Here is a 13009-nt window from a genome sequence, read left to right on the forward strand (position 1 = left end):
AGGAATTTCTGGTGATCGGACGTTTGCGCGGCACCCTGGCGGAGAAGCAGCCGCCGCATTTGCTTCTGGATGTGAATGGCGTCGGTTATGAGCTGGAAGTGCCGATGACGACGCTTTATCGTCTGCCAGCGCAGGGTGAGATGGTCACCCTGCACACGCACCTGGTGGTGCGAGAGGACGCCCAACTGCTCTACGGCTTCTATGAAAAGCGCGACCGCGAGCTGTTTCGCGAGCTGATCCGCCTCAACGGTGTTGGCCCCAAGTTGGCGCTGGCGCTGATGTCGGGGCTGGAGGTCGATGAGTTGGTGCGTTGTGTGCAGAATCAGGACACCGCCGCTCTGACCAAGGTGCCTGGCGTCGGCAAGAAGACCGCCGAGCGCCTATTGGTGGAGCTCAAGGATCGCTTCAAGGCCTGGGAGTCGATCCCGGCCATTGCGCCGTTGGTCGTTGAACCTCAACTGGTTGAGGCAGTCTCAAGCGCGGAGAATGACGCCGTCAGCGCGCTGATTTCCCTCGGTTACAAGCCGCAGGAAGCCAGTCGTGCGGTTGCCGCCGTCAAGGAGGATGGTTTGGGCAGCGCAGATTTGATCCGGCGCGCATTGCGCGGCATGGCGTGAGGTTTTTCATTCGCCGGTTTTGTGCTGGAAACGCTGTATGGCAATTCAATGGACTCTTAGTGGAACACCTCGATGATCGAAGCCGATCGCCTGATCACCTCCAGCCCGCGTGAGCGCGAAGAACAGCAAGACCGCGCCATTCGTCCGCTGCGCCTGGCCGACTACACCGGGCAGCCCGTCGTGCGCGAGCAGATGGCCTTGTTCATCCAGGCTGCGCGGGGCAGGGCAGAGGCGCTGGATCACACCCTGATCTTCGGCCCGCCGGGGCTGGGCAAGACTACCCTGGCCAACATCATTGCTCAGGAAATGGGCAGCTCGATCAAGAGCACCTCCGGTCCGGTGTTGGAGCGTCCGGGCGATCTGGCGGCGCTGCTGACCAACCTGGAAAGCGGTGATGTGCTGTTCATCGACGAGATTCATCGCCTGTCGCCGGTGGTCGAGGAAGTGCTGTATCCGGCCATGGAAGATTTCCAGCTCGACATCATGATCGGCGAAGGCCCGGCCGCACGTTCGATCAAGCTGGACCTGCCGCCATTCACCCTGGTCGGCGCCACCACCCGTGCGGGCATGTTGACCAACCCCTTGCGTGAGCGCTTCGGTATCGTCCAGCGCCTGGAGTTCTATGGCGTCGACGACCTGGCCACCATCGTCTCGCGCTCTGCTGGCATCCTCGGTTTGCCCATCGAAGCCAAGGGCGCCTACGAGATCGCCCGCCGTGCCCGCGGCACGCCACGCATCGCCAACCGCCTGCTGCGCCGCGTGCGCGACTTCGCCGAAGTGCGCGGCAGTGGCGAGATCTCACAGAGTGTGGCCGACCAGGCGCTGAACCTTCTGGATGTCGACGAGCGCGGCTTCGACCACTCCGACCGCCGCCTGCTGCTGGCGATGATCGAGAGGTTCGATGGCGGCCCGGTCGGCCTCGATAGTCTGGCTGCCGCCATCGGCGAAGAGCGCCACACCATCGAGGATGTGCTCGAGCCTTATCTGATTCAGCAGGGCTACATGATGCGCACGCCGCGCGGCCGCGTGGTGACGCGTCATGCCTATCTGCATTTCGGCCTCAACACGCCGGCGCGGCAGGGCGAACAGCCCGCTGGCGACCTGTTCTCGGCGGGCGACGAATGACGAAAAAATTGTTACCAGGCTGGATTGGCAAGTCTGAGGCCGAGGAATAGAGTATGCGCGCGCCAAACGGAGTCCAGCCGTTCAGCCACCGCTGTCGGGTCTATTACGAAGACACTGACGCCGGCGGTATCGTCTACTACGTCAACTACCTCAAATTCATGGAGCGGGCTCGCACCGAGCGCCTGCGTGAGCTGGGTTATGCCCAGTCGACGCTGGCCGGTGAGGGCCTGTTGTTCGTCGTGCACTCGACCGAGGCGCGTTATCACGCCCCGGCGCGGCTGGATGACGAACTGGTGATCAGCGCCGATGTAATCGAATTGAACCGTGCCAGCCTGCGTTTTCGTCAACAGGTCAGGCGGGCTGCGGATGATGTGCTGCTCTGTGAAGGGCAGTTTCTGGTGGCCTGTGTGCGCGCCGACAACTTGAAACCCCGGGCCATTCCCGAGCCCATGCGACATGCGTTCGCCGGGACGCAGGCGCGGACTTAAATTGCAGCAGGAGAGTAAGCGTGGAAGCTAACGCCGTTGACCATATGTCGATGTGGAGTCTGATCAGCAATGCCAGCCTGGTGGTCCAGCTGGTGATGCTCACCCTGGTGGCCGCCTCGGTCATTTCCTGGGTGATGATCTTCCAGCGCAGCAATGCCCTGCGAGCGGCCAAGCGCGCACTGGACAACTTCGAGGATCGCTTCTGGTCCGGTATCGATCTGTCCAAGCTGTACCGCCAGGCCGGCAGCAACCCGGACCCGGATTCGGGCCTGGAACAGATCTTCCGCGCCGGCTTCAAGGAATTCTCGCGCCTGCGCCAGCAGCAGGGAGTCGACCCGGATGCGGTGATGGATGGCGTGTCGCGTGCCATGCGCGTGGCCATTTCGCGTGAGGAAGAGAAACTGGAAACCGCGCTGCCGTTTCTCGCCACCGTCGGTTCCACCAGCCCCTACATCGGTCTGTTCGGCACCGTGTGGGGCATCATGAACTCCTTCCGTGGCCTGGCTCAGGTGCAGCAGGCCACCCTCGCCACCGTCGCTCCCGGTATCGCCGAGGCACTGATCGCTACTGCCATTGGCCTGTTCGCCGCGATCCCGGCGGTCATCGCCTACAACCGCTTCTCGGCGCGTGGCGAGATGCTGATCGGCCGTTACTACACCTTTGCCGACGAGTTCCAGGCCATCCTGCACCGCAAAGTGCACACCTCGGAAGACTAAGGGCAGGTTTCAGCCATGGCGAGAATTCGCAACAGACGCAAACCGGTCGCCGAGATGAACGTGGTGCCCTACATCGACGTGATGTTGGTGCTGCTGGTCATCTTCATGGTGACTGCACCGATGCTCAACCAGGGGGTCAAGGTCGACCTGCCGAAAGTCAGCAGCGAAGTGCTGCCGCAGGACAATGACGCCCAGGTGCTGACCATTTCCATCAAGGCCGACAAGACTTACTACTGGAACATGGGTAGCGAAGTCGATGTGGACACCGAGCAGGAGCGCGCCTCCACCCTCGAGCAGATGACCCAGGCTGTTTCGGCGATCATCGCCGAGAACCGTCGCCAGGGTAAGCAGGTGCAGGTATTCGTGCGTGGCGATAAATCGGTGGATTACGGCACCGTGATGGCGGCCATGGGCGGCCTGCAGCAGGCCGATGTCGGTAACGTCGGATTGATTACCGAGGCCCCCTGATGCAGCAAACCGAGCGTTCGCAATCGGAAAGCTACTTCTGGCCCATCGTCTGGGCTGTGGGGCTGCACGTCCTGATGTTCGCCATGCTGTTCGTCAGCTTCGCCTTCAGCCCCGAGCTGCCACCGGCGCGTCCGGTGGTACAGGCTACGCTGTATCAGCTGAAATCGCAGAGCCAGGCTACCACCCAGACTACGCAGAAAGTGGCGGGTGAGGCGCAGAAAACCTCGGCGCCGCAGTTCGAGACGGAGCGACTGGAACAGAGGAAGGCCGAAGAGCAGAAGCAGGCCCAGGCCGAACAGCAGAAGCTGGCCCAGGCCGAAGCGCAGAAAGTGGCGGCCGCAAAGAAAGCCGAGGAACAAAAGCAGGCTGAGCAGGCCAAAGCTGAGGCAGCCAAGAAAGCCGAGGCTGAAAAAGCTGCCGAGCAGAAGCGTCAGGCGGATATCGCCAAGAAGCGTGCCGAGGACGAGGCGAAGAAGAAAGCCGCCGAGGATGCCAAGAAAAAGGCCGCTGAAGACGCGAAGAAAAAAGCTGCAGAGGAAGCCAAGAAGAAGGCTGCCGCTGAAGCTGCGAAGAAGAAAGCGGAAGAAGACGCCAAGCGTAAGGCCGAAGCGGCCAGGCGCAAGGCAGCAGAAGATCAGAAGGCGGCAGCGCTGGCCGAACTGCTCTCTGACAATGTGCAGAATCAGCAGGCGTTGGCTGAAACCCATGGCGATCAGGTGGCGGGCAATCTCGACGATCTGATCATCAAGCTGATTACCGAAAACTGGCAGCGTCCGATGTCGGCGCGTCGTGGCATGAGCGTCGAGTTGCTGATCCAGATGCTGCCCGATGGCACCGTCACCAATGCCAGCGTATCGCGCTCCAGCGGTGATGCAGCCTTCGACAGCTCGGCCGTGGCCGCAGTACGTAACGTCGGGCGTATTCCCGAGATGCAACAATTGGATCGCGCTACCTTCGATCGTCTGTACAGGCAGCGCCGCGTCATTTTCAAACCGGAGGATTGAGCTCTGTGAATACCCTGATTCGTATCGCCCTGCTGGGGCTGGTCATGCTGGTCGGCAGCGTCCAGGCGGCCGACCCGCTGGTGATCTCGCACGGCGCTGACCGCGCCACGCCGATCGCCGTGGTTCCTTTCGGCTGGCAGGGCGGCAACGTGCTGCCTCAGGACATGGCCGAGATCGTCGGCAATGACTTGCGCAACTCCGGCTACTTCGAGCCGATTCCAAAGCAGAACATGATCAGTTTGCCGACCCAGGCCAGCGAAGTCATCTACCGCGACTGGAAGGCTCTCGGCGCCCAGTACGTGCTGGTCGGCAACATCGTTCCCAACGGCGGCCGCCTGCAGGTGCAGTACGCGCTGTTCAACGTCAACACCGAGCAGCAAGTGATGACGGGTAATGTGGGCGGTGGCACCGATCAACTGCGTGACATGGCGCATTACATTGCCGACCAGTCGTTCGAGAAACTCACCGGCGTCAAGGGTGCGTTCTCTACCCGGATGCTTTATGTCACTGCAGAGCGCATGGGTACCAACAACACCCGTTACACCCTGCAGCGCTCTGACTATGACGGTGCACGCGCAGTGACTCTGTTGCAATCGCGTGAGCCGATCCTGTCGCCGTCTTTTGCCCCTGATGGTCGTCGTATCGCTTACGTATCGTTCGAGCAGCGTCGTCCGCGCATCTTCGTGCAGCACATCGATACCGGTCGCCGCGAGCAGATCACCAATTTCGAAGGCCTCAACGGCGCGCCAGCCTGGTCGCCGGATGGCTCTCGCCTGGCGTTCGTGCTGTCCAAGGACGGTAATCCCGAGATTTACGTGATGGACATGGGTAGCCGGCAGATTCGCCGCGTGACGAATCATTATGCCATCGATACCGAACCTTTCTGGGGCAAGGACGGTCAGACCCTGTACTTCACCTCGGATCGTGCGGGTAAGCCGCAGATCTATAAAACCAACATCAGTTCCGGTGCGGTGGAACGAGTGACCTTCGTCGGTAACTACAACGCCAACCCGAAACTTTCGGCTGACGAGAAGACGCTGGTGATGATTCATCGTCAGGACGGTTTTACGGTATTCAAGGTCGCGGCTCAGGACCTGGAAACCAACCGTCTGCGTATACTCTCCGACACAAGTTTGGATGAGTCGCCCACTGTTGCGCCAAATGGCGCCATGCTAATCTACGCCACCCGCCAGCAGGGCCGGGGAGTCTTGATGTTGGCGTCCACCAATGGACGCGTGAGGCTCCCTCTTCCTACCGCTCAAGGCGAAGTTCGAGAGCCTTCTTGGTCCCCTTACCTGAACTGATGCGGTGCTTCACCAATCTTGCTTAACACAACTGGGGTTCATTAGGAGTTACATGATGGAAATGCTGAAATTCGGTAAGTTCGCTGCACTGTCCCTGGCTCTCGCCGTTGCTGTAGGTTGCTCCTCCAAAGGCGGTGACGCTGCTGGCGAAGGTGCTGTTGACCCGAACGCTGGCTACGACGCCAACGCCAACGCTGGCATGGACAGCAGCCTGAGCGAAGAAGCTGCTCTGCGCGCTATCACCACCTTCTACTTCGAGTACGACAGCTCCGACCTGAAAGCCGAAGCCATGCGCGCTCTGGACGTACACGCCAAGGACCTGAAAGCCAACGGCAACCGTGTTGTCCTGGAAGGCCACGCTGACGAGCGCGGTACCCGCGAGTACAACATGGCTCTGGGCGAGCGTCGTGCCAAGGCCGTTCAACGCTACTTGGTTCTGCAGGGCGTTTCCCCGGCTCAGCTGGAGCTTGTTTCCTACGGTGAAGAGCGTCCGGTTGCCACTGGCAACGACGAGCAATCCTGGGCTCAGAACCGTCGCGTAGAGCTGCGCAAGTAATTTGCCATGCTTAAGTGCCGCCGTACTCTGACCGTTCTTACGCTCGCCTTGCCACTTGTGGCGATGGCGGAGGTTCCCGTGCTGGAAAGCAGCTCCATGCAAGGCAGCAGCTATCCTCCGGCAGGTTATGGTACGGCTGGCGCCTCCGCCGGTACCGGGGCAGCAGCCCAGGTATCGGCGCAGGGCATGCTGTTCAATCAGTTGCAGCAGATGCAGCAAGAGATTGCTCAACTGCGTGGCATGCTCGAAGAGCAGCAGAATGAAATCCAGCGCCTCAAGCAGGAAGGTCTGGAGCGTTACCAGGATCTGGATCAACGCCTTTCCTCCGGTGCTGCCGCCGGTGGTTCTCCCGCACAGAATTCTGCCGATGGCGCGTTAAACGCCAATGGCACCCCGACGCCGCCTGCCGCTCAGCAGCAGAGCAGCGCCGAGCCGGCTGATCCGGCCAAGGAAAAACTCTATTACGACGCTGCCTTCGACCTGATCAAGGCCAAGGATTTCGACAAGGCGTCGCAGGCCTTCGGCGCCTTCCTCAATCGCTACCCCAACAGTCAGTACGCCGGTAATGCGCAGTACTGGCTGGGCGAAGTGAACCTCGCCAAGGGCGACCTGCAGGCGGCTGGCAAGGCTTTTGCCAAGGTCAGTCAGGGTTATCCCAACCATTCCAAGGTGCCGGACTCCTTGTTCAAGCTGGCTGACGTAGAGCGTCGCCTGGGCAACAACGACAAGGCGCGCGGCATTCTTCAGCAGGTGATTGCCCAGTACCCGGGCAGCTCGGCTGCACAGCTGGCACAGCGCGATTTGCAGCGTCTGTAGGGCGCATCATCGCTCAGTCATGAACCCGCGCTTGTCGCGGGTTTTGCTTATCTGCGCGAGCGACTTCCTTTAGAATGCGCGGCGCGTCGCACACGGGGTTTCAGCTCGGCTGATGTTCCCGCCTGGCGCCATCGCCGGATCCGGCTTTACTGCCTGTATCCATCGTCTTTCCTGCAACGGAGGCGGATGGCCTGTTTCGTCATCACGCCCGTGGCTATTTATGCAAGCAACCCTGCGCATCACCGAGATTTTCTACTCGCTGCAGGGCGAGACGCGTACCGCCGGCCTGCCGACGGTATTCGTGCGCCTGACCGGCTGCCCCTTGCGCTGTCAGTACTGCGACACCGCCTATGCCTTCAGTGGCGGCGAAGTCGTCAGCCTGGACAGCATCCTCGCCCAGGTCGCGGCCTACAAACCGCGTTATGTCTGCGTCACCGGTGGTGAACCGCTGGCACAGCCCAACTGTCTGCCGCTGCTACAGCAACTCTGTGATGCCGGCTACGAAGTGTCGCTGGAAACCAGCGGCGCATTGGACGTTGCCGGTGTCGATACGCGGGTGAGCAAGGTGCTCGACCTGAAGACGCCCGGCTCGGCCGAGGTGCAGCGCAATCGCTACGAGAACATCGAGTGGCTGACGCGCAACGACCAGGTCAAATTCGTCATCTGCTCGCGCGAGGACTACGACTGGGCCGTCTCCAAACTGATCCAGTACGACCTGGCCACACGTGCCGGCGAGGTGCTGTTCTCGCCCAGTCACAAGCAGGTCGATGCCCGCGCGCTGGCCGACTGGATTGTTGGCGACAACCTGCCTGTACGCCTGCAACTGCAGTTGCACAAGATTCTCTGGAACGACGAGCCAGGACATTGATCATGAGTGACAAGAAAGCGGTAATTCTTCTTTCCGGCGGCCTCGACTCGGCCACCGTGGTAGCCATGGCCAAGGCCGAGGGCTATGCCTGCTACAGCATGAGCTTCGATTACGGCCAGCGTCACCGCGCCGAGCTGCAGGCTGCCGAGCGCGTGGCACTGCAGTTGGGGGTGATCGAGCATAAGGTCATCGGCCTGAATCTCAACGGTATTGGCGGCTCGGCATTGACTGACAGCAGTATCGCCGTGCCTGAGTCGCCAACCGAGGGCATTCCCGCAACCTACGTTCCGGCGCGCAATACGGTCTTTTTATCCCTCGCGCTGGGTTGGGCGGAGGTGCTGCAGGCGCGCGACATCTTCATCGGCGTTAATGCGGTGGATTACTCGGGCTACCCCGATTGTCGCCCGGAATTCGTCGAGGCTTTCGAGCGCATGGCCAACCTGGCCACCAAGGCGGGCGTAGAAGGGCAGGGCTTCAGCATTCGTGCGCCGCTGCAGCAGATGAGCAAGGGCGAGATCATCGAGGCTGGGATGCGTCTGGGCGTGGATTACGCGCTGACCGTTTCCTGCTACCAGGCCGATGACGACGGCCGTGCCTGCGGCAAGTGCGACAGTTGCCGCCTGCGCGCCGCCGGTTTTGTAGCCGCCGGCGTACCCGATGCCACGCGCTATGCGTGAAAAAGTTTTCGCGGAGTGTTGATTTCCTGAATTAAATCAGTATCATGCGCCTCGCGTTGGGTCGTTAGCTCAGTTGGTAGAGCAGTTGGCTTTTAACCAATTGGTCGTAGGTTCGAATCCTACACGACCCACCAAATCGCAAAAGCCAGTCGAGAGACTGGCTTTTTTTTGCCCTGATAAAACCTCCTGACCGGTTCGTGTCTGGCCGTGGCATTGGCAGCGCAGAGCAGGGTGTATACTCGCCGCTCGCGTACGAGCGCCACAGGTTTGATGATATGTCGCAGATTTCCGAACGCCTTCTGGTCCAGGCCCACCTCGATGCCAAGCAGCCCAAACCGCTGACGGCCGAAGAGGAGGCTGTCTATCGCAGTGAGATCGCCGCCGAGCTGAAGAAGCAGAATGCCGTGCTGGTGGCGCACTATTACTGCGACCCGGTGATCCAGGCGCTGGCCGAGGAAACCGGTGGTTGCGTCTCCGACTCCCTGGAAATGGCCCGTTTCGGTAATCAGCATCCGGCGCAGACCGTGGTGGTGGCCGGGGTCAAGTTCATGGGCGAGACGGCGAAGATTCTCAACCCGGAAAAGCGCGTGCTGATGCCGACGCTGGAAGCCACCTGCTCGCTCGACCTGGGCTGCCCGGTGGATGAGTTCAGTGCGTTCTGCGATCAGCATCCGGAGCGCACTGTGGTGGTGTACGCCAACACCTCGGCGGCGGTCAAAGCGCGTGCCGACTGGGTGGTGACCTCCAGCTGCGCGCTGGAGATCGTCGAGAGCCTGATGGACAACGGTGAGACCATCATCTGGGCGCCGGACAAACACTTGGGCAACTACATCCAGCGCGAAACCGGTGCCGATATGCTGCTGTGGGATGGCGCCTGCATCGTCCACGAGGAGTTCAAGTCCAAGCAGTTGCTGGACATGAAGGCGCTGTACCCGGATGCGGCGATCCTGGTACACCCGGAGTCGCCACAGAACGTGGTCGAGCTGGCCGATGCGGTGGGGTCCACCAGCCAACTGATCAAGGCGGCGCAGACCCTGCCGAACTCCACCTTCATCGTTGCCACCGACCGCGGCATCTTCTACAAGATGCAGCAGCTGTGCCCGGACAAGACCTTCATCGAGGCGCCTACCGCTGGCAACGGCGCTGCTTGCCGCAGTTGCGCGCATTGCCCGTGGATGGCGATGAACACACTCGAGCGCGTGCTAACCGGTCTGCGCGAAGGCAGTGGCGAGATCCATGTCGATCCGGCGCTGATTCCCAAGGCGATCAAGCCGCTCAAGCGCATGCTCGATTTCACCCAGGCGGCGCGAATGAAGGTTGCAGGTAACGCCTGAGAGGAGCAGCGACAAGCTTCAAGCCACAAGCTGTAGCGCTTAACTTAGGCAAGCGACTTGCCTTGTCCGTGCACGGTCTGCTCCCTCTCTCGCAAGCGGGAGCGGGGAGGCAAACACGTAGCCCGGATTTCATCCAAGCTATGCCCAGTTTTCCGGCTCGTTGACTACATTGAGCAGCGCGCGCAGGCGCCCGTAGTCACGCCCATTGAAGGCGAACGCGAGGCGTGTCAGATCGCCTAATTCAGGCTCGTCTCGCTCCTGTTCGCAACAAGTCTGTTGGCTGAAACCACCTTCCTTGCACAAACCTGTGAACTCGCTCGTCAGCTGCGCCAGTGCCTTTTCGCTTAGCGGGTGGTTAAGGCGAATCACGAAACGATCGTTCAGCCAGCGGCTTGAGTGAAAGTTACGGTAGAAGCGGGCGATTTCGTCCACCGCTTCTTCGGCGCTGTAGACCAGATGCATCAGATTCAGGTCGGTTGGCAGGATGTAGCCATTGTCGCCAAGTTGGCGGCGGATGAAGCCCAGGGCATCTTCCCAGTAGCTGCCTCCCGGCTGATCGAGCAGTACCACGGGAACCAGCGGGCTCTTGCCGGTCTGGATCAGGGTCAGCACCTCCAGGGCTTCATCGAGCGTGCCGAAGCCGCCAGGGCAGAGCACCAGGCCATCTGCCTCCTTGACGAAGAACAGCTTGCGCAGAAAGAAGAAATGGAACGACAGCAGGTGATGGCTGCCGTGCATGGTGGCATTGGCCTTCTGCTCGAAGGGCAGGGTGATGTTGAACCCCAGGCTGTTTTCCTGGCCGGCGCCCTCATGGGCCGCGGCCATGATGCCGCCCCCGGCACCGGTGATCACCATCAGGTCGCGTCGTGCCAGCAGTGCACCCAGTTCACGCGCCTGTTGGTACAGAGGGTGGTCGGCAGGCGTACGCGCCGAGCCGAATACCGTGACCTTGCGCCGTCTCTTCAGCTGTTCCAGCACACCGAAGGCACGTTCCATCTCGCGCAGAGTCTGCAGCATGATTTTGGCGTCCCAGCGATTGCGATCCGCCTGGGCCATGTGGATCACGGTTGTCAGCATCTCCCGGTAAAGGGGCAGGTTGGGGCTGTTGCCAGGCGCGGCCAGTGCCACCAACTCGTCGACCTTGCTGCTCAGGTCGACTTCACTGGTCTGCACATGGCGGGACAGGTAGTCATCCGGTTCATAGGGCATGCACGTTCTCCTTTCTTCCGACCGGTTCCTTGGTCATGGCGTACTCGAGAGCTTGCCACAGCCTGATTGCAGTATCGCTGTGCGCATTGGTAAGCGCCGGTTACAGCGCGATCTGCTCGCCGGGCTCGGGAATGTTGGCGAGCCAGTTGAGGCGTTCGCGTAGCGCCTGTTGCAGGGTTTGCATCTTTTCCAGTTCACCATGCACCAGATACAGCTCCGGGTGGTGCTCGAACTGGCTTGCCCAGTCGAGCAACTGCGATTGGCCGGCGTGCGCGGAGAAGCCACCGAGGGTATGCACCTTAGCTTTTACTGCGATGCGCTGGTGCAGCACCTTGACTGTTTCTGCGCCATCGACGATCAGGCGGCCGAGCGTGCCCTTGGCCTGGAAGCCGGGAAACACCAGATGACAGTTCTCGCGCCAGAGGTTGTGTTTGAAGTGATGAACGATGCGCCCGCCATTGCACATGCCGGCACCGGCAATGATGATGGCACCGCTCTTGATGCGGTTGATCGCCATCGACTCTTCGGCGCTTTGTGTGCAGCGCAGCACGGGTAGCCAATCCTCGATGCGCTTGACGCCCTTGGCCGCCAGTGCGGCCCGATCCTGGGCGGCGAACTGGTCATGGAAGCGGCTGTAAATGGCGTTGGCGCGAATGGCCATGGGGCTGTCGAGAAATACGGCCTGCTGGGGCAGGCGGCCTTCCTGGTAGAAGCGCCCGAGGTAGTAGATCAGATCCTGGGTGCGGCCGACGGCGAACGAGGGGATCAGCACGTTACCCCCTTCGCTGTGCGCCTGCTGCAGGATCGCGGCCAGCTCTTCCAGAGTGTCTTGGCTACAGCGGTGGTCGCGGTCGCCGTAGGTCGACTCCATCAGCAGCACGTCCGCCTGCTTCAACTGCACAGGCGCCTGCATCAGCGGCGAGCAGGTGTTGCCCAGGTCGCCGGAGAACACCAGGTGGCGCCGCAGGTGGTGATCTTCCACCTGCATCTCGACGATGGCCGAGCCAAGAATGTGGCCAGCATTGTGAAAGGTCACCGTTATGCCTTTGGCCACCTCGATCTGCTCGCCGTAGGCATGCGGCCGTCGCTGGCTGAGAGCCTGTTCGGCATTCGCCAGGGTGTACAGCGGTTGAACCGCCGGTTTGCCCTGGCGTGCACGCCAGCGATTTTCCCATTCGGCATCCTTCTCCTGCAGGAAGGCAGAGTCCAGCAGCATCAATTCGAGCAGTTCGCAGCTGGCCTCAGTCGCGTGAATCGGGCCACGGTAACCTTCTGCCACCAGGCGCGGCAGCAGGCCACTGTGATCGAGATGAGCATGGGAAATGACCACGGCGTCCAGGCTGCTGGGGTCAAACGGGAAGCGGCTGCGATTCTGCTCCTCTTCCTGGCGGCGGCCCTGGCGCATGCCGCATTCGAGCAGAACCTTGGCACCATCGCGGCTTTCCACGAGGTAGCAGGAACCGGTGACTTGTTGAATCGCGCCGATGAAGGTGAGCAGGGCCATGGTCCTATCCTTGTCGTGGTGATGGCTCGAGTCTGCCGGCTCAACGCAGGACAGGGTTTGACACAGATCAGCCCTCTTTTGGCTGTGACCAGCTCACAATCCACAGGGTCGCCTTTGCTGCCTGAGCGCGCTTTCAATCAGCATAGCCGGCCCAGGCGGGTTGCCGTTCGTCTGGGTAGGCGGGCTTCGCCCCGGTGTCTGATTTACTTGTAGAGCATGGCGGCTAAGTGTGGCAGGGCGCTTTATCGTGATGTCCGCGAGACCGTGCACACGATTTCCTGTGCCTGTGACAGGCGGGTCAGGACCGGGCGATACAGGCGTGG

At 61.1% G+C, this 13009-nt stretch carries 14 protein-coding genes and 1 tRNA gene; 13 read left to right on the forward strand and 2 right to left on the reverse strand.

Annotation, left to right across the window (positions count from 1 at the left end; translation table 11 throughout):
* Positions 1–11 precede the first annotated feature (11 nt).
* The 13 genes from ruvA (at position 12) to nadA (ending at position 9973) form a co-directional block, all read left to right on the forward strand.
* Complete coding sequence (ruvA, locus tag ACJRW5_RS11295; RefSeq protein ID WP_484570607.1) at positions 12–617, forward strand: Holliday junction branch migration protein RuvA; 606 nt, start codon at positions 12–14, stop codon at positions 615–617.
* 72 nt (positions 618–689) lie between these two features.
* Positions 690–1742: a Holliday junction branch migration DNA helicase RuvB gene (ruvB, locus tag ACJRW5_RS11300; RefSeq protein WP_484570608.1), complete on the forward strand. Its 1053-nt coding sequence runs from the start codon at positions 690–692 to the stop codon at positions 1740–1742.
* Positions 1743–1795: 53 nt separating this feature from the next.
* A complete protein-coding gene (gene ybgC, locus ACJRW5_RS11305) occupies positions 1796–2230 on the forward strand; it encodes a tol-pal system-associated acyl-CoA thioesterase (RefSeq protein WP_484570609.1) in 435 nt (144 codons plus the stop codon).
* 20 nt (positions 2231–2250) lie between these two features.
* Positions 2251–2946, forward strand: a complete 696-nt coding sequence (gene tolQ / locus ACJRW5_RS11310; protein WP_484570610.1) for a protein TolQ — start codon at positions 2251–2253, stop codon at positions 2944–2946.
* 15 nt (positions 2947–2961) lie between these two features.
* A complete protein-coding gene (gene tolR, locus ACJRW5_RS11315; RefSeq protein ID WP_484570611.1) occupies positions 2962–3414 on the forward strand; it encodes a protein TolR in 453 nt (150 codons plus the stop codon).
* On the forward strand, positions 3411–4418 hold the full coding sequence (gene tolA, locus ACJRW5_RS11320) for a cell envelope integrity protein TolA (protein WP_484570875.1): 1008 nt from the start codon (positions 3411–3413) through the stop codon (positions 4416–4418). The genes tolR and tolA overlap by 4 nt, the downstream gene beginning before the upstream one ends.
* A 5-nt stretch (positions 4419–4423) precedes the next feature.
* Complete coding sequence (gene tolB / locus ACJRW5_RS11325) at positions 4424–5722, forward strand: Tol-Pal system beta propeller repeat protein TolB (protein ID WP_484570612.1); 1299 nt, start codon at positions 4424–4426, stop codon at positions 5720–5722.
* Between the two features lie 55 nt (positions 5723–5777).
* Complete coding sequence (gene pal / locus ACJRW5_RS11330; protein ID WP_159970492.1) at positions 5778–6278, forward strand: peptidoglycan-associated lipoprotein Pal; 501 nt, start codon at positions 5778–5780, stop codon at positions 6276–6278.
* Positions 6279–6284: 6 nt separating this feature from the next.
* Entirely contained in the window at positions 6285–7094 is an 810-nt protein-coding gene (ybgF, locus tag ACJRW5_RS11335; protein ID WP_484570613.1) for a tol-pal system protein YbgF, read from the forward strand.
* A gap of 220 nt (positions 7095–7314) precedes the next feature.
* Positions 7315–7962, forward strand: a complete 648-nt coding sequence (gene queE, locus ACJRW5_RS11340; RefSeq protein ID WP_484570614.1) for a 7-carboxy-7-deazaguanine synthase QueE — start codon at positions 7315–7317, stop codon at positions 7960–7962.
* 2 nt (positions 7963–7964) lie between these two features.
* Positions 7965–8639, forward strand: a complete 675-nt coding sequence (gene queC / locus ACJRW5_RS11345) for a 7-cyano-7-deazaguanine synthase QueC (RefSeq protein WP_484570615.1) — start codon at positions 7965–7967, stop codon at positions 8637–8639.
* Between the two features lie 58 nt (positions 8640–8697).
* Positions 8698–8773, forward strand: a tRNA-Lys gene (locus ACJRW5_RS11350).
* 141 nt (positions 8774–8914) lie between these two features.
* A complete protein-coding gene (nadA, locus tag ACJRW5_RS11355; RefSeq protein ID WP_484570616.1) occupies positions 8915–9973 on the forward strand; it encodes a quinolinate synthase NadA in 1059 nt (352 codons plus the stop codon).
* Positions 9974–10111: 138 nt separating this feature from the next.
* Here nadA and ACJRW5_RS11360 read toward each other — a convergent pair whose 3' ends face one another.
* Both ACJRW5_RS11360 and ACJRW5_RS11365 read right to left on the reverse strand, forming a co-directional pair.
* Positions 10112–11182 (reverse strand): LOG family protein, encoded by a 1071-nt coding sequence (locus ACJRW5_RS11360; RefSeq protein WP_484570617.1) that lies wholly within the window; start codon positions 11180–11182, stop codon positions 10112–10114.
* 100 nt (positions 11183–11282) lie between these two features.
* The gene (locus ACJRW5_RS11365) at positions 11283–12686 is read right to left on the reverse strand and encodes an MBL fold metallo-hydrolase RNA specificity domain-containing protein (RefSeq protein ID WP_484570618.1); all 1404 of its coding nucleotides are present in this window, start codon (positions 12684–12686) and stop codon (positions 11283–11285) included.
* Positions 12687–13009 lie beyond the last annotated feature (323 nt).

Origin of the sequence: Pseudomonas pichavaramensis (assembly GCF_050473265.1) — a bacterium.
Lineage (GTDB): Bacteria > Pseudomonadota > Gammaproteobacteria > Pseudomonadales > Pseudomonadaceae > Aquipseudomonas.

Bases quoted from the DNA above. Each gene is read 5' to 3' on its own strand.
- ruvB (WP_484570608.1), top strand. From the start codon at position 690: ATGATCGAAGCCGATCGCCTGATCACCTCCAGCCCGCGTGAGCGCGAA.
- ybgC (WP_484570609.1), top strand. From the start codon at position 1,796: ATGCGCGCGCCAAACGGAGTCCAGCCGTTCAGCCACCGCTGTCGGGTC.
- tolR (WP_484570611.1), top strand. From the start codon at position 2,962: ATGGCGAGAATTCGCAACAGACGCAAACCGGTCGCCGAGATGAACGTG.
- pal (WP_159970492.1), top strand. From the start codon at position 5,778: ATGGAAATGCTGAAATTCGGTAAGTTCGCTGCACTGTCCCTGGCTCTC.
- ybgF (WP_484570613.1), top strand. From the start codon at position 6,285: ATGCTTAAGTGCCGCCGTACTCTGACCGTTCTTACGCTCGCCTTGCCA.
- queE (WP_484570614.1), top strand. From the start codon at position 7,315: ATGCAAGCAACCCTGCGCATCACCGAGATTTTCTACTCGCTGCAGGGC.
- queC (WP_484570615.1), top strand. From the start codon at position 7,965: ATGAGTGACAAGAAAGCGGTAATTCTTCTTTCCGGCGGCCTCGACTCG.
- nadA (WP_484570616.1), top strand. From the start codon at position 8,915: ATGTCGCAGATTTCCGAACGCCTTCTGGTCCAGGCCCACCTCGATGCC.
- ACJRW5_RS11360 (WP_484570617.1), bottom strand. From the start codon at position 11,182: ATGCCCTATGAACCGGATGACTACCTGTCCCGCCATGTGCAGACCAGT.
- ACJRW5_RS11365 (WP_484570618.1), bottom strand. From the start codon at position 12,686: ATGGCCCTGCTCACCTTCATCGGCGCGATTCAACAAGTCACCGGTTCC.